This is a genomic window from Pseudaeromonas paramecii (assembly GCF_039540575.1).
Taxonomy (GTDB): Bacteria; Pseudomonadota; Gammaproteobacteria; order Enterobacterales; family Aeromonadaceae; genus Pseudaeromonas; species Pseudaeromonas paramecii.
Map to the genome: position 1 here is coordinate 193,391 of NZ_BAABFC010000009.1, position 21,740 is coordinate 215,130.

General features: G+C 59.6%; 16 protein-coding genes and 4 tRNA genes. 12 read left to right on the plus strand and 8 right to left on the minus strand.

Annotated features, from left to right (window positions below; all coding sequences use genetic code 11):
* Positions 1 to 112: 112 nt before the first annotated feature.
* The 6 genes from ABD847_RS06360 to xthA all read left to right on the plus strand — a co-directional run bounded on the left by ABD847_RS06360 (position 113) and on the right by xthA (position 3,141).
* Positions 113 to 197, plus strand: a tRNA-Tyr gene (locus ABD847_RS06360).
* A gap of 25 nt (positions 198 to 222) precedes the next feature.
* Positions 223 to 307, plus strand: a tRNA-Tyr gene (locus ABD847_RS06365).
* 26 nt (positions 308 to 333) lie between these two features.
* Positions 334 to 418: transfer RNA gene (locus tag ABD847_RS06370), tRNA-Tyr, on the plus strand.
* Between the two features lie 29 nt (positions 419 to 447).
* Positions 448 to 532, plus strand: a tRNA-Tyr gene (locus ABD847_RS06375).
* Between the two features lie 118 nt (positions 533 to 650).
* Positions 651 to 2,315, plus strand: coding sequence for a response regulator (locus tag ABD847_RS06380; protein WP_345011154.1), 1,665 nt, complete (start codon positions 651 to 653; stop codon positions 2,313 to 2,315).
* Positions 2,316 to 2,334: 19 nt separating this feature from the next.
* The gene (gene xthA / locus ABD847_RS06385) at positions 2,335 to 3,141 is read left to right on the plus strand and encodes an exodeoxyribonuclease III (RefSeq protein ID WP_345011156.1); all 807 of its coding nucleotides are present in this window, start codon (positions 2,335 to 2,337) and stop codon (positions 3,139 to 3,141) included.
* Here the strand turns inward: xthA and ABD847_RS06390 are convergent.
* The 7 genes from ABD847_RS06390 to asd form a co-directional block, all read right to left on the minus strand.
* Positions 3,058 to 5,070 (minus strand): DUF3857 domain-containing protein, encoded by a 2,013-nt coding sequence (locus ABD847_RS06390; RefSeq protein ID WP_345011158.1) that lies wholly within the window; start codon positions 5,068 to 5,070, stop codon positions 3,058 to 3,060. The genes xthA and ABD847_RS06390 overlap by 84 nt on opposite strands.
* 3 nt (positions 5,071 to 5,073) lie before the next feature.
* The gene (locus ABD847_RS06395; RefSeq protein ID WP_345011160.1) at positions 5,074 to 5,772 is read right to left on the minus strand and encodes an ABC transporter permease; all 699 of its coding nucleotides are present in this window, start codon (positions 5,770 to 5,772) and stop codon (positions 5,074 to 5,076) included.
* Positions 5,773 to 5,774: 2 nt separating this feature from the next.
* Positions 5,775 to 6,515, minus strand: coding sequence for an ABC transporter permease (locus ABD847_RS06400; RefSeq protein WP_345011162.1), 741 nt, complete (start codon positions 6,513 to 6,515; stop codon positions 5,775 to 5,777).
* A 59-nt stretch (positions 6,516 to 6,574) separates the two neighbouring features.
* Entirely contained in the window at positions 6,575 to 7,351 is a 777-nt protein-coding gene (locus tag ABD847_RS06405; protein WP_345011164.1) for an ABC transporter substrate-binding protein, read from the minus strand.
* A gap of 49 nt (positions 7,352 to 7,400) precedes the next feature.
* A complete protein-coding gene (locus ABD847_RS06410; RefSeq protein ID WP_425568414.1) occupies positions 7,401 to 8,171 on the minus strand; it encodes an ABC transporter ATP-binding protein in 771 nt (256 codons plus the stop codon).
* Positions 8,172 to 8,357: 186 nt separating this feature from the next.
* Positions 8,358 to 9,773, minus strand: a complete 1,416-nt coding sequence (locus ABD847_RS06415) for a Sapep family Mn(2+)-dependent dipeptidase (protein WP_345011166.1) — start codon at positions 9,771 to 9,773, stop codon at positions 8,358 to 8,360.
* Between the two features lie 160 nt (positions 9,774 to 9,933).
* The gene (gene asd / locus ABD847_RS06420; RefSeq protein WP_345011168.1) at positions 9,934 to 11,046 is read right to left on the minus strand and encodes an aspartate-semialdehyde dehydrogenase; all 1,113 of its coding nucleotides are present in this window, start codon (positions 11,044 to 11,046) and stop codon (positions 9,934 to 9,936) included.
* 210 nt (positions 11,047 to 11,256) lie between these two features.
* Here asd and ycaO point away from each other — a divergent pair, with 210 nt between their 5' ends.
* The 4 genes from ycaO to pflA all read left to right on the plus strand — a co-directional run bounded on the left by ycaO (position 11,257) and on the right by pflA (position 17,383).
* The gene (gene ycaO / locus ABD847_RS06425; RefSeq protein ID WP_345011169.1) at positions 11,257 to 13,014 is read left to right on the plus strand and encodes a 30S ribosomal protein S12 methylthiotransferase accessory factor YcaO; all 1,758 of its coding nucleotides are present in this window, start codon (positions 11,257 to 11,259) and stop codon (positions 13,012 to 13,014) included.
* Between the two features lie 321 nt (positions 13,015 to 13,335).
* Positions 13,336 to 14,166: a formate transporter FocA gene (gene focA / locus ABD847_RS06430; protein ID WP_345011171.1), complete on the plus strand. Its 831-nt coding sequence runs from the start codon at positions 13,336 to 13,338 to the stop codon at positions 14,164 to 14,166.
* 45 nt (positions 14,167 to 14,211) lie between these two features.
* Positions 14,212 to 16,494 carry a formate C-acetyltransferase gene (pflB, locus tag ABD847_RS06435; protein ID WP_345011173.1) on the plus strand — a complete coding sequence of 761 codons (2,283 nt, stop codon included), beginning with the start codon at positions 14,212 to 14,214 and terminating at the stop codon, positions 16,492 to 16,494.
* 142 nt (positions 16,495 to 16,636) lie between these two features.
* Positions 16,637 to 17,383, plus strand: coding sequence for a pyruvate formate lyase 1-activating protein (gene pflA / locus ABD847_RS06440; protein WP_345011175.1), 747 nt, complete (start codon positions 16,637 to 16,639; stop codon positions 17,381 to 17,383).
* 60 nt (positions 17,384 to 17,443) lie between these two features.
* Here pflA and yfbV read toward each other — a convergent pair whose 3' ends face one another.
* Entirely contained in the window at positions 17,444 to 17,866 is a 423-nt protein-coding gene (gene yfbV, locus ABD847_RS06445; RefSeq protein ID WP_345011177.1) for a terminus macrodomain insulation protein YfbV, read from the minus strand.
* A 281-nt stretch (positions 17,867 to 18,147) separates the two neighbouring features.
* Between yfbV and ABD847_RS06450 the strand changes: the two genes are divergently transcribed.
* Both ABD847_RS06450 and pta read left to right on the plus strand, forming a co-directional pair.
* On the plus strand, positions 18,148 to 19,353 hold the full coding sequence (locus tag ABD847_RS06450; protein WP_345011179.1) for an acetate kinase: 1,206 nt from the start codon (positions 18,148 to 18,150) through the stop codon (positions 19,351 to 19,353).
* A gap of 85 nt (positions 19,354 to 19,438) precedes the next feature.
* Positions 19,439 to 21,610 (plus strand): phosphate acetyltransferase, encoded by a 2,172-nt coding sequence (pta, locus tag ABD847_RS06455; protein WP_345011181.1) that lies wholly within the window; start codon positions 19,439 to 19,441, stop codon positions 21,608 to 21,610.
* Positions 21,611 to 21,740: the final 130 nt, after the last annotated feature.

Below are 21,740 nucleotides of genomic sequence, written 5' to 3' on the forward strand. Positions count from 1 at the left end.
TAACTAAGCATCTGCTTGTTTATCGGCGTTTTTTGCTAAAAGTTGAGGAAAAGTTTTTTAGCCCAGGGGTTCACAACCGCCAAAGATCTGATACTATGCGCCCCGCGCTTGTGGAGGGGTTCCCGAGCGGCCAAAGGGATCAGACTGTAAATCTGACGGCTCTGCCTTCGAAGGTTCGAATCCTTCCCCCTCCACCATCCAATTTGTCAAAGGTTACCCCGTGGAGGGGTTCCCGAGCGGCCAAAGGGATCAGACTGTAAATCTGACGGCTCTGCCTTCGAAGGTTCGAATCCTTCCCCCTCCACCATCTAATTTATCCAAAGGTTACCCCGTGGAGGGGTTCCCGAGCGGCCAAAGGGATCAGACTGTAAATCTGACGGCTCTGCCTTCGAAGGTTCGAATCCTTCCCCCTCCACCATTCTTCCTGCTGTATATTCTTTTCCCCGTGGAGGGGTTCCCGAGTGGCCAAAGGGATCAGACTGTAAATCTGACGGCTCCGCCTTCGAAGGTTCGAATCCTTCCCCCTCCACCATCTTTTGTCCTTGTCGTATCCCTCTTCTGATCCAACATTTGCCTTGGTTAACGGGCTCTTGCACGCCAAATTCGGTATAGTAAAGCCAAGTAAACTCCCAATAGGCCCCCAATCACCCATGAACGAGACGACCCAGTCCGCCCCCGATCGTCCCTTCAAGAACAAGCGGGTGCTGCTCATCGATGATCAGCGCAGCTTTCAGGTGATGATGAAGGCCATGCTGCAAAACGTGGGCCTCAACAAGGTCACCATACTGGCCACCGCCGAAGAGGCCCGTCGCCGTTGCAGCAAGGAAAGCTTCGACATCTACCTCATCGATTACAACCTGGGCAGTGGCGAAAACGGGCGCCAGTTACTGGAATACCTGCGGGAAGCCAAGTTGCTGCCGCCCCTGGCAGTGGTCTTCATCGTCAGCGGCGATAACTCCCGCTCCATGGTGCTCAGCGCCCTGGAGAGTGAACCAGACGACTACATGATGAAGCCCTTCTCCCAGGATCAGCTGCGCCTGCGCCTGCTGCGCGCCCTGCAACGCAAGCAGAGCCTGGCCGGCGTGTTCCGCGCCCTGGCGGAGCAGGAGCCCCAGGCGGTGATCCAGGCCTGTGACGAGGCATTGAAGGATGAGAACAACCGCTACGCAAATTACTGCCGCTGCCTGATGGCCGAGATGCTGCTGCGGGAGCAGGAACCGCAACGGGCCCACGATCTGCTGATCCAAGCGCTGAACGATGTGGAGTCCAGCTGGATGCGCATGAGCCTTGGCAAGGCCTGTTACCTGCTGGGCCAGCATGAGGCGGCGGTGGAACACCTCAAAAAGGCGGTGCAGGACAGACCCCTGATGGTGGAGGCCTACCGATGGATGGCCTCGGCCCAGCTGGCCGCCAGCCACAATGACGCCGCCATGGAAACCCTGGAGCGGGCCATCCAGATCTCGCCCCAATCCGGCATGCTGCATCAGCAGATGGCGGAAGTCAGCCTGGCACGGGAGGACTATCTCAAGGCTAAGGACTCCCTCTCCACCTTGATGGAACTCAACCGCTTCTCGGTACAGCGCACCCCCCAGGCCCTGGGCAACTACATCCACTGCCTCATCCTCTACGCCTTGCACAGCGAGGACCCCTATCACATCGCCAACCTGCAAAAGCAGGTCAACTCGGCCCTCTATCGCTGCCGGGATGCCCTGCTGACCACTGAGTTCGATTACGCCGCCTTCGAGCAGGTGTGTCAGGCGCGGGTGCAGATGGCCCGCGGCGATCTGGTGCGTGGCAAGAAGATGCTCTACAAGGCGCACCAGAACTACATGGCCGAGCCCGAGCGCATGCCGGAAGCCTTGCTCAGCGAGACGGTGCTGGGCCTGCTGCAGCTGGGTGAATTTGAGTATGCCGACCAGCTGCAGGCCTGCCTGAGCGAGTCGGCCCTGGCCGACCCCATGGTCAGTCAGTGTTTAAGCTCGGCACGCCATGATAGCCTGTTAGCCGAACGCAACCAGAAGTATCAGGAGCTGAACGAGCAGGGGATACTGGCCTATAAGAACGGCCACCTGGACGAGGCCCTGCTGTTCTTCCGTGATGCCCTGCGCCGGGCGCCGGCCAACACCAGCGCCGCCCTCAACAAGATACAGGTCCTGATCCAGCTGCTGGGCCAATACAAGAAGGACCGCGGCACCGAACTCTACGAAGAGTGCCGCGCCACCTTGTCGGCCCTGGATGCGGTGATCCTCAATCAGACCCAACGGGCCCGCCTGGACGAGCTGCACGCCGAATTCGCCCAGCTGCGCCGCCCCTGACCTTTTACGCGAGACCGCCATGAAGATAGTGTCATTCAACATCAACGGCCTGCGAGCCCGCCTCCCCCAATTGGCCGCCCTGATCGACAAGCATCAGCCGGACATCATTGGCCTGCAGGAGACCAAGGTACACGACGAGGCCTTTCCATTGGCCGACGTTGAGGCCCTGGGCTATCAGGTATTCTTCCACGGCCAGAAGGCCCACTACGGTGTGGCCCTGCTGTGCAAACAGACGCCCAGCGAGGTGATCCGCGGCTTCCCCTGGGATGAAGAGGATGCCCAGCGCCGCATGATCATGGGCCGCTTCGCCTTGGCCGATGGCCGTCAGTTGACAGTGATGAATGGCTACTTTCCCCAGGGCGAAAGCCAGGACCATCCCACCAAGTACCCGGCCAAGCGACGTTTCTATGCCGATCTGCTGCGTTACCTCGATGAGCAACACAGTCCGGAAGAGGAACTGGTGGTGATGGGGGATCTGAACATCTCCCCCACGGACCTGGATATCGGCATTGGCGAGGCCAATCGCAAGCGCTGGCTGCGGGATGGCAAATGCTCCTTCCTGCCGGAAGAGCGGGAGTGGCTGGGCAAGCTGCATGCCTGGGGCCTGGTGGACACCTATCGCCATCAGCACCCCCAGGTGGACGATCAGTATTCCTGGTTCGACTATCGCAGCAAGGGCTTTGACGAAAACCGGGGCCTGCGCATCGATCTTATCCTGGCCACGGCCCCCCTGTTGCCCCGCCTAGTGGAAAGCGGCATCGATTACCCGCTGCGCGCCGTCGAGAAACCCTCCGATCACGCCCCCATCTGGGCCACCTTTGACTAGGTTTTCCTTGGCCGCCTGAGTGGGCGGCCCCAGGGTCAGGCTCAGCTCCTCCCGGGCGGACAACACCTTCTGCCGGTAGTCCGCCAGTTTCTCCGCCGGCACCCGGTCGGTGAAATTCTCATACTCGTAGCGTACCCGCAGCAAACGGGCATTGGGCTGGGTCACCCGCACCGAGAAATGGAACAGCTCATTACCTTGCTCGGCATGGTAGGGGTTGATCGTCCAGGGTTCGGGAAAGTGATACTCCAGCACCTGAGTGACCTTGCGGGGCGCCCCCAGATCCAGCGGTTGCCGCCGCTCCGGCGACACCCGCGTCAGGTAGTCCTCCAGCAGATCCCCATAGATCTCCAGCCCCTGCTGTTTCACCTGGGCAAACCCGTCAGGCAACTCGTAATGTTCCTGCACCTGCAATCGGTTGAGGCTCAGATCATCCTGTAGCTGAGGCAACCCCAGGCTCTTGAGACCAGGAAATTGCCGGCGGTAATAATCGCCAAAGCGCCGCGCCAGCTTCTGCGGTGTGGTGCGCTGCCACTTGCCCCGCTGGCTCTCCGCCAGGGCACCGCTGTAGTGGGTGTCTATGTCCAACGCCGTCTTATCCGCCGTCAGGCGGCTCACCTGCTGCAACTCCAGCTGCGGCAAACGATACTCGCCATCCATGCTGGTCAACGCCCGGGTCTGGGGGGATAACACCAGCGCATGGCGGTAGTAGGGCACCCCCAGACTGGCCAGGGAACGCCCCTGGTTGAGATCCGTGCCATCCAGCCAGTAACGCTGGCCCGCCAACTGCAGCGTCACTATGACATGGTCAAAGGCATAGGGACTGGGCAACTGCGCCGGCAGCGTCGCCCCCTCGTCCAGGCTCACCAGCGCCGCCTTGGCATCCAGCCCCTGGGCCCGCAGCAGCGCCAGCAAGAGCACCGCCTTGTCCTTGCAGTCCCCATAACGTCGATAGAGGGTGTCCGCTGCCCGACGCGGCCGGTGAGAGCCGATGCCGTCCTCCATTCCCAGATAGCGGATCTCGTGCTGGACAAAGTGCAGCGCCGCCATCACCTTCTCATCCTCGCTCTGGAGCCCCTCGCCTAACCGGGCACTGAGCGCCTGGATCTCAGGGCTGGGCGCTGCCGCCTGCTCGTACAGCGGCAAGGCCCAGGCTACCACCGCCTGCCAGCTGGCAAATTCACTCAGGGCCACCTCGGCATAGGGGGTGTAGCCACCGGGCAGCTGATCTTCCTCCTCCACCGCAGGCACCCGCGTCTGCTGCCAACGCCACTCCTGCCAACCCGGCCTGGCCTGCACCTGCCAGTGGGCGCCAGTGGGGGTAAACGCCGAATTCAGCTGACGACCGTCCCCCAGCAGGATGCGCAGCTGCTGCTGCGCCACCGGCTCGCTCCACTGCAGGCTCACCCGATCGCTGAACAGGCCCCCCATCACTGGGTTGTAACCGCTCAGGGAGAAGCTGTAATCCAGCACGTCGCCCACCCGGATGTCCGGCAGGATCAGGTAGGCCGTCTTGCGTCCCGAATAGAGAAACCGCCCCAAATCCGGCTCCCGCTGAAACAGTCGCAGCTCCTCCGGCTCCAGCCGATCCAACCAGCGTCCCTGTCGCCAGACGCCCACCTGGTGGATGGTGAGGGTCTCGTAACTGGGGTCAAAATCCAGTGCCAGCTGGGAGCCTTGCTCTAGGCCTTCGGTACTGGTGATGGCCGTGACGTAATGAAAAAACTGCTGGGTCTGCTCCCCCAGCTGCCACTGGCGATCCACCAGCAGATACTCCTCACCACCAGGTGCCTGAGCTTGGTCCTTGGGCGCCGGGGCGCTCACCGCCTCCACCCAAGCAGGAGTCGGGGCAAACTGCACCTGCTCGGCCGCCTGGGCATGGCAGCCCAGACCGAGGAGGCAGCAGAGTCCGTAGCGCAGCATTCGCAACATGGTTCAGGCCTGTACTCTGGGTCTAAGGTGGGCATACCAGCGCCGTTCCAAGCGTCGGAACAGGCCGATGAGGCACAGGCTCAGACACAGGTAGAGGGCACCGGCGGTGATAAAGGCTTCGAAGGGGCTGTAATAGCGGGAATTGATGATGCGGGCGGCACCGGTGAGATCCACCACAGTGATGATGCCCGCCACCGCCGAACCGTGCAGCATGAAGATCACCTCGTTGCTGTAGGCTGGCAAGGCCCGCCGTGCGGCGCTGGGCAGCAAGATGTTCTTGAAGGTCTGCCATTGCGTCATGCCGAAAGCCAACGCCGCCTCCTTCTCCCCTTTGGGAATGGTGTTGAGGGCGCCGCGAATGATCTCCGCCGTGTAGGCGGCGGTATTGAGGGCAAAGGCCAGCAGGGCGCAAAACCAAGCCTCCTGCAACCACTGCCACAGCCAGCTCTCCCGCAGGGCCTGCCACTGGCCGGCACCGTAGTAGATGATAAACAGCTGCACCAGCAAGGGGGTGCCGCGGAAGAAATAGATGTAAGCCCAGGCCGGCAGCCGCAGCAACGGATTGCTGCTGTTTCGCGCCAGGGCCATGGGCAGCGCGATGCACAAGCCCAGCACCAAGGATACAGCCACCAGCCAGCTGGTGTTGATAAGGCCTTCGAGGTAGGTAGGCCATTCATCGGCCAGGATGGAAAAATCAAACATGCTTACCTCGAGACGATGGCGTAGTGACGTTCCACCCACTTGAGCAGCAGGGTGGAGAGGGCGGTGAACACCAAGAAGATCAGCGCCACAGCCATGTAGAAGGTAAAGGGCAGCTGGGTCGTGCCCGCCGCCAGACCGGCTTTGCGCACCATGTCGTCCAGACCTATGATGGAGACCAGCGCCGTGGTCTTGAGCAGCACCAGCCAGTTATTGCCAAAGCCCGGCAGGGCATGGCGCACCATCTGGGGAAACAGCACCCGACGAAACACCTGCAGCGCCCGCATGCCATAGGCATAGGCGGCTTCCAACTGGCCCTTGTCTACCGCCAGTATGGCGCCGCGGAAGGTTTCCGCCATGTAGGCACCGAAGATGAAGCCGATGGTCAGCACACCGGCGATGAAGGGGCTGACATCCACGTACTCCGGCAGATAGGCGACCCATTCGTGCTGAGGATCCCCACCGGCCAGCCAGCCATTCAACCAGTCATTGCCCCAGGAGCAAAGATTGTTCACCAGCACCTGGCCACCGAAGAACAGCAGCATCATGAGTACCAGATCCGGCACCCCACGCACTAGCGTGGTGTACAGGGTGGCCAACTGCCGGGCCGGGCGAAAGGCCGATAACTTGGCCAGGGCGCCCAGCATGCCCAGCCCCATGGCCAGTAACAGCGACAGCAGCGCCACCTCCAGGGTCATCCATGCCCCTTCCAGCAAGGAGGTTTCATAGCCTTTAAGATCCAACATGTCCTGATCCCAGTTAAAACGGGCCCATGAGGGCCCGTTGTTACCCCTATATCAAGGGCTTACTCGCCGTAGGCGTCGAAGTCGAAGTACTTGTCGTTCACCGCCTTGTACTTGCCGTTGGCGCGGATATCCAGAATCGCCTTGTCGAACATGGCCTTCAGCTCGGTATCCTGCTTGCGGATGGCCACACCGGCACCCTCACCAAACCAGCGCGGGTCGGTCAGACCCGGGCCCACCAGCTCGTAGTTGGCGCCGTCTTCTTTCTTGATCAGGCCATCCACCAGGGAAGCATAGTCGGCCAGCACATAGTCGATGCGACCAGACTTCAGATCCAGGTACGCCTCTTCGGCGGTCCCGTAACGCTTGATGTCGGCGGAGGGGAAGTTGTCCGTGATGTAGGTATCCATGGAGGTAGCCCGCTGTACCCCGACCTTCTTGCCGGTCATGAAGGCATCGGTCAACTCCAGCGCAGTGCCCTTCTTGGTGGCGAAGCGGGCCGGTACGTGTTGATACTTGATGGAGAAATCGACGCGCTTCTTACGCTCCGGGGTGATGTCCATGGTGGAGATGATGGCGTCGTACTTCTTGGCCAGCAGACCCGGGATGATGCCATCCCAATCCTGCTTCACGATGGTGCACTTGACCTGCATCTGCTCACACAGGGCGTTGGCCATATCCACGTCAAAACCTTTCACCTCGCCACTGGGCTCGGTCCAGGAGAAGGGGGGGTAAGCACCTTCGATCCCGATGCGTACGCTCTTCCATTCCTTGGCTTGAACCTGCAGCGAGCCCATCAGGCAAGCCGCCATCACACCCAACAGCACCTTGTTCTTCATTCCTTTCACTCCTTGATTATGTGCCCTCAGGGGGCTAGTAATGCGCCGACTAGTAAGCCGACGAAATAAACTGCCGGAAACGCTCGGAGCGGGGATTGGCAAACAGCTCTTTCGGCTCCCCCTCCTCTTCCACCAGGCCCTGATGCAAGAACAAGACCCGATTCGACACATCCCGCGCAAAAGACATCTCGTGAGTCACCACCAGCATGGTGCGCCCCTCCTCGGCCAAACCACGCATCACCCCCAACACCTCGCCCACCAATTCCGGATCCAGCGCCGACGTCGGCTCGTCAAACAGCATGACCTCAGGATCCACCGCCAAGGCCCGGGCGATGGCCGCCCGCTGCTGCTGACCACCGGACAGATGCCCAGGGTAATAGTCGCGCCGCTCATACAGGCCTACCTTATGCAACAGGGCTTCGGCCCGCTCGATGGCCTCGGCGCGGGGCACCTTGAGCACCTGGATCGGCACTTCGATGATGTTTTGCAGGACGGTCATGTGCGACCAGAGGTTAAAGCTTTGAAACACCATGGCCAGCCGGGAGCGAATGCGCTCCACCTGACGCATGTCTTCGGGCAGGCGCTCCCCCAGCCGGTTGGTTTTCATGCGGATCAGCTCACCGTGGACCCGCACCTCGCCGGAGGAGGGGGTCTCGAGCAAATTGATGCAGCGCAGGAAGGTGGACTTGCCTGAGCCGGAGGAGCCGATGATGGAGATGACATCGCCCTTGTTGGCGGTGAGGTTGATCCCTTTTAGGACCTGATGGGAGCCGAAATACTTATGTAAGTCACTGACTTGCAGGGTGGCCACTTCGTTCATGCAAACAACCTTGTTCTTTTGGATCCGTTGAGACCACCTCAGGCGGCTCTTCCATAACACCTGTATGGAAAATACCAGCATGATCACAAATTACAAGATGCATGTTGAACGAAAGCTGGCCAATGGCGAATTTTAATTCACGTTTATCGCTTCATTCGCGATAAATAGCCATTCCAAACGCATAGTTCATGAGCTGACAGCCATTTCTGCCAAGGATAGCCGCTGCAGCTGCGCCAAGGCCTCGACGTAGATGGTGCAGGCCTTCAACAGCCCCTCTACCGAGATAAATTCGTTGGGCATGTGTTCCACTCGGGGGTGCCCCGGTAACAAGGCGCCGAAAGCCACGCAGTTAGTAATCGCTCTGGCATAGGTGACGGCGCCGGAAGAGCGAGGCCGCGCTCGCTCGCCAGTCACCGTCTCGTAGGCGCGGCTCAATGCCTGGACAAAGGGGGCGTGGGCCGGCACAAACATGGGCTCCAGGTGATCAAACTCCTCATAGCGCCATCCCAGACGGGCCACCGCCTCCCGCATCAACCTATGGTATTCCTGCCGACTGAAGGTCACCGGCACCCGGACATCGATGCCAATCTGGCAGCCGTGGCTGTCCAGTTTTAGCTTGGCCAGATTCACCGTCAGCTCCCCGCTGAGTTCGTCCCGTACCGTCCCCAGCAGGGCGCGCATGGAGGTATCCTCACCTATCACCAGTGAACAGAGTCCCAGGGCCGGATGACGATAGCCGATCCCCTGTAGGGCACGGCAGAGCCGGACGATGGCATTGACACCGGCCTGGTTACAAACGGAGGCATGGGCCCCCTGGCCCAGCACCAAGGTGGCATTGTCCTGCTGCCGCCAGGGATAGCCCAACAGATCCAATTGCCGTTGCAGCTTACGTTGCTGAGGACCCGTGTATAGGGCCCGATCCGGCACCGCATTGAAGATGTCACCACAATCTAGGGTCAACTCCTCACAAGGAGGACCGTACAGATACGCCTGGATCAAGCGCTTCTCCGCATTGACCAGGGGGAAGGCCGAGTCTGGACAGAAGCTCACATCTGGCAGCCGCTCCCACTGCTTGTAACGCTGAATGCAGCGCCCCAGCAGCTCCTGATCGGTACCAAATACCACGCGAACCCTATGCCGCAGGCCCGGACCGTGGCGCTGCAGCAGATGTAAGGCATACAAACAGGCCAGGGTTGGCCCCTTGTTATCCTGGCTGCCCCGCCCATAGAGACGGCCATTACGCAAGACACCGGTAAAGGGATCAGAAAACCAGCTGCTGGGCTCACCGGCCCCCACCACATCCAGATGGCAAAAGATACCGATGAGCCCCTCCCCCTCGCCGACATCGGCATAGCCATAATATCCATCCGGATCCTTGTAGGTAGCAAAGCCCAAACGCCGGCAGATGGCCAGGGTGGCATCGAGACAATCATCGATGGGTTGGCCAAAGGGGCTGCCTGAGTGATCGAACTGAAAGTAGCTGGGATAGCCGATGAGTTGGCACAGATCCGCCAGCATGGCGTCAGATTGGCTCTGTACCAAGGCTTGCCAGGTTGGTGTTGCTGACGAGGACAGTGTGTCCGAGACCTCAGGATCCCACATGAAAAACCCTTATTCGAATGCATTTATTTTCGATTCGACTAAGCCTAGGCGTCAAAAAAGCGCTTCTCACCTGTGAAGAATGACAGGGCTACCGACCGCATAACGGTCATAAAAAAACAGGCCGCACTCAGGCGGCCTGTCACAGGAGATGCGGTCTGGCTTACGCCTGGTGCAACAGAATGTTCAGCATGCGGCGTAGCGGCTCGGCGGCCCCCCACAACAGCTGATCCCCCACCGAGAAGGCGGACAGGAAATCCGGCCCCATGTTCATCTTGCGCAGGCGGCCTACCGGCACCTTGAGGGTGCCAGTCACCGCCGCCGGAGTCAGCTCCTTGACGGTCAGCGACTTGTCGTTGTCGATGACCCGCACCCAGTCGTTGTGGCTGGCCAGCATCTGGTGAATGTCGTTGAGGGGCACATCTTTCTTCAACTTGATGGTGAAAGACTGGCTATGGCAGCGCAGGGCACCGATGCGCACACAGTTTCCGTCCACCGGGATGGACTGGCTGCGGCCCAGGATCTTGTTGGTTTCCACCATGCCCTTCCACTCTTCCTTACTCTGGCCATTAGGCAGGGCCACATCGATCCAGGGGATTAGACTGCCGGCCAGCGGCGCGCCAAACTGGCTGGTGGGGAAACTCTCCTCACGCATGGCCGCCGTGACCTTGCGCTCGATATCCAAAATGGCAGACGCCGGATCCGCCAGCTCGGCGGCCACCACATCCCGCAAGGCCCCCATCTGACTCAGCAACTCCCGCATGTGACGGGCACCGGCACCGGAAGCCGCCTGGTAAGTAGAAGAGGAAATCCACTCCACCAGGTCGTTGGCGAACAGGCCGCCCAGCCCCATCAGCATCAGGCTGACGGTACAGTTACCACCCACATAGGTCTTGATCCCCTTATTCAGGGCATCATCAATCACCTTACCGTTGACCGGGTCCAGGATGATGACGGCATCATCGGCCATCCTCAGGGTAGAGGCCGCATCAATCCAGTAACCCGGCCAGCCGGACTCCATCAGCTTGGGATAGACTTCCTTGGTGTAGTCACCGCCCTGGCAGGTGATGATGATGTCCATGGCCTTGAGCGCCTCCAGATCGAAGGCATTCTGCAACTGACCGGCATCCTTGCCGAAGTTCGGCGCCGCCTGACCGGCCTGGGAGGTGGTGAAGAAGACGGGGTCGATACGCGCAAAGTCGTTCTCTTCCACCATGCGCTGCATCAGCACGGAACCCACCATGCCCCGCCAACCGATCAAACCTACTTTTTTCATCTTTGTGTCCTGCCATGGAATCAATAAAAACTAAGGAGATCACATTACGGATTGGCAGCCAGGGTGCAAGTCGATTTCCGCAATATTGTGTGCCGTAGGTTGCAATGCAGGGTCGCTTCGCCCCCTGGCACTGGCGTGCATTTGTCCGTAAGATAGCGCCGCCTAGCCCTGTGCAACATGTCATTTACATCCTGTCCTTGGAATCATCCCATGCAAACATTTATTCCCGGCAAAGACGCCGCCCTGGAAGAGAGCATCAGCCGCTTCCAAACCAAACTCCGTCAACTGGGTTTTGACATAGAGGAGGCTTCTTGGCTCAACCCTGTGCCCCACGTCTGGTCGGTGCATATCCGGGACAAGGAGTGCCCCCTGTGCTTTACCAACGGCAAGGGTGCCAGCAAGAAGGCCGCGCTGGCCTCGGCGCTGGGGGAGTATTTCGAGCGCCTGTCCACCAACTACTTCTTCGCCGACTTCTATCTGGGGCAGGAGATCGCCGACGCGCCTTTCGTCCATTACCCAGATGAGCAGTGGTTCCCCATTCCCGATGATGGCGAGCTGCCCGACGGCCTGCTGGATGATTACACCCGCAACTACTATGACCCGGACGGTGAGCTCTCCGCCGACATGCTGGTGGATCTGCAATCGGGCCATGCCGACCGCGGCATCTGCGCCCTGCCCTTTGTCCGGCAGGATAACGGCCAGCGGGTGTTCATCCCCATGAATATCGTCGGTAACCTGTATGTCTCCAACGGCATGAGCGCCGGTAACACCCCCACCGAGGCCCGCACCCAGGGTCTCTCCGAGGTGTTTGAACGCCACGTGAAGAACCGCATCATCGCCGAGGCGCTCTCCCTGCCGGAGATCCCCACCGAGGTGGTGGCCCGCTACCCCGGCATCCAGGAAGCCATCGCCACCTTGGAGAGTGAAGGCTTCCCCATCTACTGTTACGACGCCTCACTGGGTGGCCGCTACCCGGTGATCTGCGTGGTACTGCTCAATCCGGCCAATGGCACCTGCTTCGCCTCCTTTGGTGCCCATCCCCGTTTCGAGGTGGCCTTCGAGCGGACCGTCACCGAACTGCTGCAGGGCCGCGGTCTCAAGGATCTGGATGTGTTCGCCCCGCCCTCGTTCGATAACGACGAGGTGGCGGATCAGCACAACCTGGAGACCCACTTCATCGACTCCTCCGGCCTCATCAGCTGGGATCTGTTCAAGACCGAGCCGGACTTTGAATTCGCCGACTGGAACTTTGCCGGCAGCACAGAGCAGGAGTTTAACCACCTGCTGGGCATCTTCCATGAGCTGGAGCAGCCGGTGTATATCGCCGATTACCAGCACCTGGGGGTGTATGCCTGCCGTATCCTGGTGCCCGGCATGTCCGACATCTATCCCGCCGAGGATCTGGTGTTGGCTAACAACAACATGGGGGCCGGCTGGCGTGAGGCCGTGCTGGCGTTGCCTGCCAGCCAAGGCAGTCCGGCAGACTATGCCGAGTTCCTGCAAAGCCTGGAAGACGAAGGGTTTGATGATCAGACTCGGGTACGGGAGTTGCTGGGCATCGCCGCTGACAAGGGCACCGGCTGGCACACCCTGCGGGTGGGGGAACTCAAGTGCCTCTTGGCCCTGGCCGCCGGCCAACTGGACGAAGCGGCCCACTGGTGCCAGTGGACCCAGGACTTCAACGCCAGCGTCTTTAGCGCCGAACGCAGTGCCTTCTACCGCTGCCTGGGCCAGAGCCTGCACCTGTTTGCTGAAGAATCCCGCGATCCGGCGGCCTATCGCGCGGCCTTCGAACGTCTGTATGGTGCCAACACAGTGGCAGCCGCCTGGGCTCATATCGAGGGCAGCCAGCGCTTCTACGGCCTGGTAGCCGATGACGGCAGCCTCACGCAATTCAAGGCTCACCAGCAGTTGCTGGCCACCTATGCCAAGCTGCAGCGGGCCAAGCAGTCCCATTGGGGGGTCTGAACCTGACGACAGCACCACGGGCGGCCATGACCGCCCTTTTTATTGCTCGCTTTTCATCCCGAGGGTGTACACTGAGGCCGCAGGCAACCGCGGTGATAGATGGGGAACCAAATCAATGGGACTCTGTCGAATATAAAGTTGCCGAGGTGGGCGGAATATGATGCATACTACTTACAGTTTTGTAACCCACTGACGTCTCGAGCGTGAGCGATGTAGTAAAATTACATAATCAACCCGGCGAAATTGATCTAAGGCAATTTTGAACAATTTCTTTGTTGATATGATTACTACAGGATAATTACCACAGCGGAAGCCCCCACAGTGAAAGCAGAATCCCCCTTTGACTGTTTGAAGCCGGAAGCCATCGCCGCCCTGGCCGAAGACATCACCTACGGCAAGGCCACCAAGCCTGTCGCCAAGACCTTCCAACTGGCTATCTTTGCCGGTGCCTTTATCGCCATCGCCTTCATCTTCTACATCACGGTCGTCTCCCAAGGCGGTAGCAAGCTGGCCGGTGGCCTCTGCTTCTCCCTGGGCCTGATCCTGTGCGTGATTCTGGGCGGTGAATTGTTCACCTCCACCACCCTGACCCTGGTGGCCAAGGCGGCCAAGCGCATCACCTGGGCCCAGATGCTGCGAAACTGGGCACTGGTTTACTCTGGTAACCTGGTGGGCGGTCTCATCATGGTGGCGCTCATCATGCTGTCCAGCCAGTACACTTCTGGCAATGGCCAATGGGGTCTGACCGCTTTGAATGTTGCACAACATAAGATACATCATACCTTTGTCGAGGCCGTGGCCCTGGGTATTCTGTGTAATCTCATGGTCTGCCTGGCCGCCTGGATGGCCTTTGGTGGCCGCACCATGACCGACAAGGCGCTGATCATGGTGCTGCCGGTGGCCATGTTCGTCGCCTCCGGCTTCGAGCACAGCATCGCCAACATGTTTATGATCCCGACCGGCATCGCCATTCATGCCCTGGCCGGCCCCGAGTTCTGGACTGCGATCGGTGCAGATCCGGCCAAGTACGCTGACTTGACCGTTAGCCACTTTATCTTCAAAAACCTGATACCGGTTACCATTGGCAACATCATCGGCGGTGGCGTCATGATCGGCCTGACTAACTGGTTTATTTTCCGTCGCCATCACTGATGGCGCGGGAAGCTTAGACAATCAATACCGAAGAGGTAATGAAACATGGCAGAGCTTAACGAAAAGTGTCTGAAGGCTTGGGAAGGCTTCCAACCCGGAGCCTGGCAGACTGAAGTCAACACCCGCGACTTCATCCAGAAGAACTACACCCCGTACGAAGGTGATGAATCCTTCCTGGCCGGTGCCACCGACGCCACCACCAAGCTGTGGGACAAGGTGATGGAAGGCATCAAGGAAGAGAACCGCACTCACGCGCCCATCGACTTTGATACCGATCTTCCCTCCACCATCACCTCCCACGATGCCGGCTACATCGAAAAGGATCTGGAGAAGATCGTTGGTCTGCAGACCGACAAACCGCTCAAGCGCGCCATCATCGCCTTTGGCGGTATCAACATGGTGAAGAACTCTTGCGAAGTGTACGGTCGCCATCTGGATCCTCAAGTTGAGAAGATCTTCACCGACTATCGCAAGACCCACAACCAGGGCGTATTCGACGTCTACACCAAGGACATCCGCAACTGCCGCAAGTCCGGTGTCATCACAGGTCTGCCGGATGCCTACGGCCGTGGCCGTATCATAGGTGACTACCGCCGCGTCGCCCTGTACGGTGTGGACTTCCTGATGAAGGACAAGTTCGCCCAGTTCAACTCCCTGCAAGCCAAGATGGAAGCCGGTGAAGACCTGGAAGCCACCATCCGCCTGCGTGAAGAGATCAACGATCAGTACAAGGCGCTGGCCCAACTGAAGGAAATGGCTGCCAAGTACGGTTGCGACATCTCCGGCCCGGCCACCACAGCTCAGGAAGCCGTCCAGGCCACCTATTTCGGTTACCTGGCTGCCGTTAAGTCTCAAAACGGCGCCGCCATGTCCTTCGGTCGTACCGCGACCTTCCTGGACGTCTACTTCGAACGCGATCTGAAGAAGGGTCTGATCACCGAGCAAGACGCTCAGGAAATCATCGACCACCTGATCATGAAGCTGCGTATGGTGCGCTTCCTGCGTACCCCTGAATACGACACCCTGTTCTCCGGCGACCCGATTTGGGCCACCGAATCCCTGGGTGGTATGGGCGTTGACGGTCGTACCCTGGTCACCAAGAACAGCTTCCGTTACCTGAACACCCTGTACACCATGGGCCCGTCTCCTGAGCCGAACATGACCATTCTGTGGTCTGAACAGCTGCCCATGGGCTTCAAGAAGTTCTGTGCCAAGGTGTCTATCGATACCTCTTCCGTACAGTATGAAAACGACGACCTGATGCGTAACGACTTCAACAACGATGACTATGCCATCGCCTGTTGTGTGTCGCCGATGATCGTCGGCAAGATGATGCAATTCTTCGGTGCCCGCGCCAACCTGGCCAAGACCATGCTGTACGCCATCAACGGCGGCGTGGACGAGAAGCTGAAGATCCAGATCGGCCCCAAGACCGAACCGGTCAAGGGCGAGTATCTGGAATTCAACGACGTCATGGATCGCCTGGATCACTTCATGGACTGGCTGGCCACCCAATACGTCACCGCCCTGAACATCATCCACTACATGCACGACAAGTACAGCTACGAAGCTATTCAGCTGGCGCTGCACGACCGTGACGTGATCCGTACCATGGCCTGTGGTATTGCCGGTCTGTCCGTGACTGCCGACTCCCTGTCCGCCATCAAGTACGCCAAGGTTAAGCCGGTGCGTGATGAAGACGGTCTGGCCGTCGACTTCGAAATCGAAGGCGAATACCCGCAGTTCGGTAACAACGACGAGCGCGTCGATGCCATCGCCTGTGATCTGGTTGAACGCTTCATGAAGAAGATCCAGAGCCACAAGACCTACCGCAACGCCATACCGACCCAGTCCATCCTGACCATCACCTCCAACGTGGTGTACGGTAAGAAGACAGGTAACACCCCGGATGGTCGTCGTGCCGGTGCGCCGTTCGGCCCGGGTGCCAACCCGATGCACGGCCGTGATCAGAAGGGCGCCGTCGCCTCTCTGACCTCCGTGGCCAAGCTGCCGTTCGCCTATGCGAAGGATGGTATCTCCTACACCTTCTCCATCGTGCCGAACGCCCTGGGCAAGCAAGAAGATGCCCAGAAGCTGAACCTGGTGGGTCTGATGGACGGTTACTTCCACCACGAAGCCAACATCGAAGGCGGTCAACACCTGAACGTCAACGTGATGAACCGTGAGATGCTGCTGGATGCCATGGAAAACCCCGAGAAGTATCCGCAGCTGACCATCCGCGTTTCCGGCTATGCCGTTCGCTTCAACTCCTTGACCAAGGAGCAGCAACAGGACGTCATCACCCGGACCTTCACCCAGTCCATGTAATCTGGGTTGCAGGAACGCCAAACCCCCGGCTTGCCGGGGGTTTTTTTATGCCGGTTCTCCTGCCTCAAGCCGGCTGCGCGGGTGCCTTAATGGCCCATCTGTAATACACTATTGCCATTTACAGACCCTTTCGGAGCAAACCATGACAGTCAAGGGACGCATCCATTCCGTCGAAACCTGCGGGACCGTCGATGGACCCGGGATCCGGTTTATCGCCTTCATGCAAGGCTGCCTGATGCGCTGCAAGTACTGCCACAATCGCGATACCTGGGATACCGAAGACGGTCGCGAAGTCACGGTAGACGAGCTGATGAAGGATCTGATGACCTATCGTCACTTCATGAACGCCTCGGGTGGGGGAGTCACCGCCTCCGGCGGCGAAGCCACCTTACAAAAAGAGTTCGTCACCGAATGGTTCAAGGCGTGCAAGGCTCAAGGCATCCACACCTGCCTGGACACCAATGGCTTCGTTCGCCACTACGATGCCGCTCTGGATGAGCTGCTGGATAACGCCGATCTGGTGCTGCTGGACATCAAGCACATGAACGACGACGTCCACATCCCCCTCACCCACGTCAGCAACAAATACTGCCTGGATTTCGCCCGTTATCTGGCCAAACGCGGCAAGAAGATGTGGATCCGCTACGTGGTGGTACCCGGTTGGAGCGACGATGAAGCTGGCGCCCAGGCCCTGGGCCAGTTTATCCACGACGAGCTGGGCGACTGCGTGGAGCGGGTGGAATTGTTGCCCTATCACGAGTTGGGCAAGCACAAGTGGATCGCCATGGGCGAGAAGTACGAGCTGGAAGGGGTGCGCCCGCCCAGCAAGGAGACCATGGAGAAGATCAAGGGCATCATCGCCCAGTACCATCCCAGTGTCTGCTACTAAGCCAGTCGACAAGCATAAAAAAACCACGGCCTGCCGTGGTTTTTTTATTGCCCGCCCGACTTACAGATCCAGGAAGGCGCGATCCAGCTTGTCAAAGGCCTGTCGCAGGGTACGGGCCAGATCCAGATAGCGAGGCGAAGACGGCAGAGCTGGCTGACCCAGCTTGGCATTCACCTCGAAATACCAGCGGGTCAAGGATGCCGGCAAAGGAGCACGGGCCCGTTGCCCCAACCAGTAAAGACCTTGCAGGGGCAAGCTCAGCATAAACAGCACTGAGGTGAACACCGAGGGCCACCACTGGGCCAGGCCATATTGCCATTGCAGCAACAGACTGACGCCGGCCAGTCCGGGTAACACCTTCAGCGCCAGCCTGACGGCGGCAATGACGCGCGGTTCGGGAAACAGGGCCCCCAGCACTTTTTCCTGGGGCCAAATGCGCATGTAATCGAGGCCTATCTGAAACCAATTGTTGAAAACAGCCATATCAACTTCCTCTTGCCATATACCGCACAAAATACAGGGTTTTATCCGCCAAAAAAGAATATTTTGTGATTTTTAACTTTCCCTGTATGCTGTGCCGCGCTCGAATTTTGACCCGGTCACCGGGCCTTTTCGAGCCTGCCAGACGGGCCCAGCCGACGCTCTATGCCGGCCATCCGTAACCTGGCTCTGTGTCACCTTAATGTAAGAATACGTGATATTCCCGGAAAAGCCTGCTTTTCCGGTCTGTAAACCCCCCTTTGACAAGATAGGATTTACGACGAATGAGCAGCAAGCTGGTTCTTGTACTTAACTGTGGCAGTTCTTCTTTGAAGTTTGCCGTCATCGACGCCGCCAGTGGAGAGGAACAGCTCTCCGGCCTCGCCGAATGTCTCCACCTGGACGACGCTCGTATCAAGTGGAAGCTGGACGGCAACAAGGGTTCCGCCGAGCTGGGTGCCGGTGCTGCCCACCAGGAAGCGCTCGATTTTATCGTACGGGAAATCCTGGCCAATAAACCTGAGCTGAACGACAATCTGTTCGCCATTGGCCACCGTGTGGTTCACGGCGGTGAGAAGTTCACCCGCTCCGTCATCATCAATGATGAGGTGATCCAGGGGATTGAGGACTGCGCCACCCTGGCCCCGCTGCACAACCCGGCTCACCTGGTTGGCATCCGCGCCGCACAACTGGCCTTCCCCGGTCTGCCCAATGTGGCCGTGTTTGATACCGCTTTCCACCAGACCATGCCGGAACAAGCGTACCTGTATGCCCTGCCCTACAAGCTGTACAAGGAAAACGGCATTCGCCGTTACGGCATGCACGGCACCAGCCACTACTACATCAGCCTGCAAGCGGCTGAAATGCTGAACAAGCCGCTCAACGAGCTGAACATCATCAACTGCCATCTGGGCAACGGCGGTTCTGTCTGTGCCATCAAGAACGGCCAATCTGTCGACACCTCCATGGGCATGACCCCGCTGGAGGGTCTGGTGATGGGTACCCGCTGTGGCGACATCGATCCGGCCATCATCTTCCACCTGCATGACACCCTGGGTTACAGCGTGGAGCAGATCAACACCATGCTGACCAAGGAGTCCGGCCTGCTGGGCCTGACCGAGGTGACCAGCGACTGCCGTTACGTAGAAGACAACTACGACAGCGAAGTGGCGGCCAAGCGCGCCATGGATCTGTACTGCTACCGCCTGGCCAAGACCATCGGCAGCTATGTGGCTGCTCTGGATGGTCGTCTGGATGCCGTGGTGTTCACCGGCGGTATCGGTGAAAACTCCGCGCCAATCCGTGAGCTGACCCTGAACCGCCTGGGCCTGCTGGGCTTCAAGGTCAACCCGGAAGCCAACCTGGCGGCCCGGTTTGGCAAGCAAGGTATCATCACCGAGGAAGGCAGCACCATTGCCATGGTGATCCCCACCAACGAGGAGTGGGTTATTGCCCACGACGCGCTGGAATTGGTGGAAGCGAGCCACTAAGCGAGTACAATGTTGAGGCTGCCCAAGGGCAGCCTTTTCATTAGCCGTCCAACAACAAGAGACACGCACTCAAGGGGATATATAAGTGGCACGCACTATTATGCTTATCCCGATTGGCTCAGGTGTTGGCGTCACCTCCGTCAGCCTCGGCATGATCCGAGCGATGGAGCGCCATGGCGTCAACGTCAGCTTCTTCAAGCCTGTTGCCCAACCGAGACCCGGACACTCTGGCCCAGAAACGTCCACCGCCGTCATCCGCGCCGGCTCCAACATTACCCCTCCGGAACCGCTCTCCCTGGCTTATGCCGAGAACATGATCACCTCCAGCAACACCGCCATCCTGCTGGAAGAGATTGTGGCCCTGTATGAGAGTCACGTGAAAGAGAGCGGCGCCGAAGTGGTGGTGGTCGAGGGCCTGGTGCCGGTAGACAAACAGCCGTTCGCCAACAAGCTCAACTACGACATCGCCACCGCCCTGGATGCCGACATGGTGTTCGTCACCCACCCGGGCAACGACTCCAGCCAGAAGCTCAAGGAGCGCATCGAGCTGGCCTGTTCCAACTTTGGCGGCATCAACAACAAGCGCATCGTCGGTTGCATCATCAACAAGGTGGGCGCCCCGGTGGACGAGCACGGCGTCACCCGCCCGGATCTCACCGAGATGTTCGAAGCCCACCACAGCGGTGGCGAGCTGGCCAGCAATCTCGAAGTGCTGCAATTCTTCGGCAAGAGCCCCCTGCGCATCCTCGGCTGCATCCCCTGGAACACCCAGCTGATCGCGCCGCGTGCCAAGGATCTGGCCAAGCACCTCAACGCCAGCACCATCCATGAAGGCGAGCTGACCCTGCGCCGCCTGAATCAGGTGACCTTCTGCGCCCGTTCCATTCACAACATGGTGGAGCACTTCCGTCCCGGCAGCCTGCTGGTGACCTCCGGCGACCGTTCCGACGTCATCGTCTCCGCCTGTCTGGCGGCCATGAACGGCGTCAAGCTGGGTGCCCTGCTGCTCACCGGTGGCTACCACCCTGAGCCCCAGGTGATGGCCCTGTGTCAACAGGCCATGGCCACCGGCCTCCCCATCCTGATGACCAGCACCAACACCTGGCAGACCGCCGTCAGCCTGCAGAACTTCAACGTCGAGATCCCGGCCGATGACGTGACCCGCATCAAGCTGGTGCAAGACTATGTGGCTGGCCACATCGACAAGCACTGGATCGAGTCCCTGACCGCCGTCTCCACCCGTTCCCGCCTGCTGAGCCCGCCGGCCTTCCGTTACCAGCTCACCGAGCTGGCCCGCAAGGCCAACAAGCGCATCGTGCTGCCGGAAGGGGATGAGCCGCGGACCGTCAAGGCTGCCGCCATCTGTGCCGAGCGGGGCATTGCCCGTCCCGTGCTGCTGGGCAACCCCGACGAGATCCGTCGGGTGGCCGAACAGCAGGGCGTGGTACTCAACGATCGCGTCGAGATCATCGATCCGGCCGTTGCCCGCGAGCGCTACGTGCCCCGTCTGGTGGAACTGCGCAAGGCCAAGGGCATCACCGAAGTGGTGGCCCGCGAACAGCTCGAAGACAACGTGGTGCTGGGCACCATGATGCTGGAGCGCAACGAGGTAGATGGTTTGGTGTCCGGCGCGGTACACACCACCGCTAACACCATTCGTCCGCCGCTGCAGATCATCAAGACGGCCCCGGGTTCCTCCCTGGTCTCCTCCATCTTCTTCATGCTGCTGCCGGATCAGGTGCTGGTATATGGCGACTGTGCCATCAACCCGGATCCCAATGCCGAACAGCTGGCTGAGATCGCCATCCAGTCTGCGGACTCTGCCGCGGCCTTCGGCATCGAGCCCCGCGTGGCCATGATCTCCTACTCCACCGGTACCTCAGGCGCCGGCGCGGACGTGGACAAGGTGCGCGAAGCGACCCGCCTCGCCAAGGAGAAGCGCCCGGATCTGATCGTGGACGGCCCGCTGCAGTACGACGCCGCCATCATGGCCGACGTCGCCCTGTCCAAGGCGCCGAACTCCCCGGTGGCCGGTAAGGCCACAGTGTTCGTGTTCCCGGATCTGAACACCGGCAACACCACCTACAAGGCGGTACAGCGCTCCGCCGATCTGGTGTCCATCGGCCCCATGCTGCAAGGCATGCGCAAGCCGGTGAACGATCTGTCCCGTGGCGCCCTGGTGGATGACATCGTCTACACCATCGCCCTGACCGCCATCCAAGCCGAGCAGGCCGTACAGGCCGGTCAGGCCAACTGAGGCCTGTCGCTTAAACACAAAAGGCCCCTGACGGGGCCTTTTTTATGCCTGCCGGCTGACCTGTGGCCAACCGAGCAACAATTCAAGTCTAATTCCTTAATAAACAACCACTAAGTGGAATAATTCCCGG

Bases quoted from the DNA above. Each gene is read 5' to 3' on its own strand.
- ABD847_RS06415 (WP_345011166.1), bottom strand. From the start codon at position 9,773: ATGTGGGATCCTGAGGTCTCGGACACACTGTCCTCGTCAGCAACACCA.
- ABD847_RS06380 (WP_345011154.1), top strand. From the start codon at position 651: ATGAACGAGACGACCCAGTCCGCCCCCGATCGTCCCTTCAAGAACAAG.
- ABD847_RS06390 (WP_345011158.1), bottom strand. From the start codon at position 5,070: ATGTTGCGAATGCTGCGCTACGGACTCTGCTGCCTCCTCGGTCTGGGC.
- pflA (WP_345011175.1), top strand. From the start codon at position 16,637: ATGACAGTCAAGGGACGCATCCATTCCGTCGAAACCTGCGGGACCGTC.
- ABD847_RS06450 (WP_345011179.1), top strand. From the start codon at position 18,148: ATGAGCAGCAAGCTGGTTCTTGTACTTAACTGTGGCAGTTCTTCTTTG.
- ABD847_RS06405 (WP_345011164.1), bottom strand. From the start codon at position 7,351: ATGAAGAACAAGGTGCTGTTGGGTGTGATGGCGGCTTGCCTGATGGGC.
- yfbV (WP_345011177.1), bottom strand. From the start codon at position 17,866: ATGGCTGTTTTCAACAATTGGTTTCAGATAGGCCTCGATTACATGCGC.
- pflB (WP_345011173.1), top strand. From the start codon at position 14,212: ATGGCAGAGCTTAACGAAAAGTGTCTGAAGGCTTGGGAAGGCTTCCAA.
- ycaO (WP_345011169.1), top strand. From the start codon at position 11,257: ATGCAAACATTTATTCCCGGCAAAGACGCCGCCCTGGAAGAGAGCATC.
- ABD847_RS06410 (WP_425568414.1), bottom strand. From the start codon at position 8,171: ATGAACGAAGTGGCCACCCTGCAAGTCAGTGACTTACATAAGTATTTC.
- ABD847_RS06400 (WP_345011162.1), bottom strand. From the start codon at position 6,515: ATGTTGGATCTTAAAGGCTATGAAACCTCCTTGCTGGAAGGGGCATGG.
- ABD847_RS06395 (WP_345011160.1), bottom strand. From the start codon at position 5,772: ATGTTTGATTTTTCCATCCTGGCCGATGAATGGCCTACCTACCTCGAA.
- xthA (WP_345011156.1), top strand. From the start codon at position 2,335: ATGAAGATAGTGTCATTCAACATCAACGGCCTGCGAGCCCGCCTCCCC.
- asd (WP_345011168.1), bottom strand. From the start codon at position 11,046: ATGAAAAAAGTAGGTTTGATCGGTTGGCGGGGCATGGTGGGTTCCGTG.